This window comes from Deltaproteobacteria bacterium (assembly GCA_009930495.1).
Taxonomy (GTDB): Bacteria; Desulfobacterota; Desulfovibrionia; order Desulfovibrionales; family Desulfomicrobiaceae; genus Desulfomicrobium.
On sequence record RZYB01000271.1, the window covers coordinates 1 to 2,513 of the forward strand.

Annotated in this window: 3 protein-coding genes; all 3 read right to left on the reverse strand. The window is 62.2% G+C overall.

Going from position 1 to position 2,513, the window contains the following annotated elements; translation table 11 throughout:
- Positions 1-1,097 (reverse strand): adenine deaminase (locus EOL86_13605; GenBank protein NCD26611.1); only part of this gene is annotated, 1,097 nt, incomplete at its 3' end.
- Positions 1,098-1,123: 26 nt separating this feature from the next.
- Positions 1,124-2,014 carry a hypothetical protein gene (locus tag EOL86_13610; protein NCD26612.1) on the reverse strand — a complete coding sequence of 297 codons (891 nt, stop codon included), beginning with the start codon at positions 2,012-2,014 and terminating at the stop codon, positions 1,124-1,126.
- On the reverse strand, positions 2,005-2,513 hold a 509-nt coding region (locus tag EOL86_13615), incomplete at its 5' end, for a DUF374 domain-containing protein (protein NCD26613.1). The genes EOL86_13615 and EOL86_13610, both read right to left, overlap by 10 nt.

Below are 2,513 nucleotides of genomic sequence, written 5' to 3' on the forward strand. Positions count from 1 at the left end.
AGATGAACGCTCGCGGTGACACGATGCGCGGTCGGTGCCGGCGCCCAATCCTGGGCTGCAACGCGCCGGCCGGCCAGAAAAACGTCGGAGATGGCAAAGGAGGTCAGGTCGTCGAGCAGCAAAAAATCCGCCCTGTATCCCGGCGCGACCGCTCCGCGCCGATGCAGACCGAAATAGCGGGCCGTGTTGATGGAGGCCATCTGGATGGCCCGCACCGGAGCAAGCCCCCGGGACATGGCCAGACGCACGGTGTGATCGAGATGACCCTGACGGAGCAAGTCGTCGCAATGCCGGTCATCCGTGACCAGGGAGCAGTTTTGGCTGTTGAAATCGCTGACCACGGGCAAAAGATCGACCAGATTTTTCTCCGAACTGCCCTCGCGGATCATGAGATGCACGCCCGCGCGCAGCTTTTCCCGGGCTTCTTCCAGATGGCAACTCTCATGGTCCGAGGCCGGGCCGGCCAAAACATAGGCGTTTAGATCCTTGCCGCCCAAGCCGGGCGCGTGCCCGTCCACGGGGCGAAGGCCGGCGGCCTCGATCTTGGCCAAAACCGCCGGGTCCTGGAACAGCACGCCGGGATAGTTCATCATTTCTGCCAGACCCAAAATGCGGCGCGGATGCCGGGCCAGCATGGTCCGGATGTCCTCGGCGGAAATCACGGCCCCGGACGTTTCCAGATGCGTGGCCGGCACACAGGACGGCATCATGCAATACATTTCCAACGGCAGGTCGCGGGTTATGTCCAGCAGCCACTCGATCCCGGCCAGACCCAGGACATTGGCCAGCTCGTGCGGATCGCAGACGACCACGGCCGTGCCGTGCGCCGCCACCACACGGGCAAAGCGGACCGGATCGAGCAAGGTCGATTCGACATGGATATGCCCTTCCACCAGACCGGGACACAGATACCGCCCTCGGGCATCGATCACCTCGTGGGCCGCGTAGTCGCCGCAACCGAGAACAATCCCGTTTTTGACAGCCACGTTGGCCGGATGAATTTCTCCGGACAAAACATTGACCAACTTGCAGTCCCGAACCAGCAGGTCCGCTGGTTCCTGCCCCCGGGCAGCCCGAATCAAAGCGCCATCCATCATGTATCCTCCCGGCGGGTCGCCCGCCATCACGCAACCGATCGGGGTTGGGTTTTCCAACGCCGATGCATCCAAAACCACTGTTCCGGATAGGAGCGCACGATCCGCTCCACCGCGTCCGTATAGAAGCGGCAGATGGCGGTGATGCGTTCCTGCCGGGGACCTTCCAGGGCAGCCGTGTCCAGGGGATCGAAAACAACGACCCGGACCCTGCCGCCGGGAAGACGAATGGGGAAAATGGGCCAGACCTCGGCCTTGGTCCGTAGCGCCAGGATGGCCGGGCCCTTGTTGACCGCCGCGATTTCGCCAAGAAAGGGCAGGAATTCGGCCTCGGCGTGGCGACAATTATGATCCACCAAAAAACCCGCCCGGCCGCCCTTGCGCAAATGCGGCAAGGTCTGGGCGGAGGCGTCCCGATGCGGCACGATCCGCATGCCGGGTTGTGAGCGCATGTGCATGATCACGGCGGCCAGGGCCTTGTCCTTGGGCAGACGCACCACGCCCTGGCAATCCGGCGTGCCCGGAAAAAGCGACATCAACCCGACCAGGAGTTCCCAGCAACCGATGTGGGCCGAGACGGCAACCAGCGGGCGTGTGGACTGTCCCATGCGCAGCATCAAATCCGGATTCGAGAATTCGACGTGCTCCCGGAAAAAACGCACGTCCATGTTTCTGGTAAAAAAAAGTTCCAAAAAGGAACAGGCCGTATGCCGAAAGCTGGCCGCGCCAAGGACGGCGGCCTGCTTTTCGGACAAGCCCAAATGCCCGGCAATGGCTCGGGTGGTTTCCCGGCGCCGGCCGCGCAGCATGGCCCACATCAGCCGGCCCAATCCGTCGCCGGCGGCCCGCAGTTGTCCAAGGCTTAGGGACGATCCCAACGGCAACATAGAATTATAAAGTATATCAAGCATTAACGGCATCCTAAATCATGCATGCGTTCTTCCAGGAAACAACATTGCTGGTTCAAGGCGTTCTCGTCGCCGCTTGTGGCCGGCAGATCGATGGGGTCGCCGTAAACAATGGTACAGCGGGAAAACGGCCAGGGTAGCTGGAACTTATCCCAGGCCTTCTGAAAAATCAGAGACTTGTCCATGATCACCCGGACCAAGACAATGGGCGATCCCGCGTGCTCGGCCAGAAAAATGGCTCCGGGCTTGATGCGATGCCTCGGCCCGCGCGGGCCGTCGGCCGTGAAGATCACTCCTTTGCCGGTCTTGTCCATGAACCGCTTGGCCGCGATCAGGGCGCGCAGACCGCCGCGCGAACTGGAGCCGCGCATCGTTGCGAAGCCAAAGCGCTCCAGCACCTGGGCCAGGAGTTCTCCGTCCTGGCTTTGGCTGACCACGCAGGCCAGGCCGACATCGGCATGGGCCGGAATGAGCGGAAAAATTTCGTCGTGCCAGAGAATGATGACCGGTC

Bases quoted from the DNA above. Each gene is read 5' to 3' on its own strand.
- EOL86_13610 (NCD26612.1), bottom strand. From the start codon at position 2,014: ATGCCGTTAATGCTTGATATACTTTATAATTCTATGTTGCCGTTGGGA.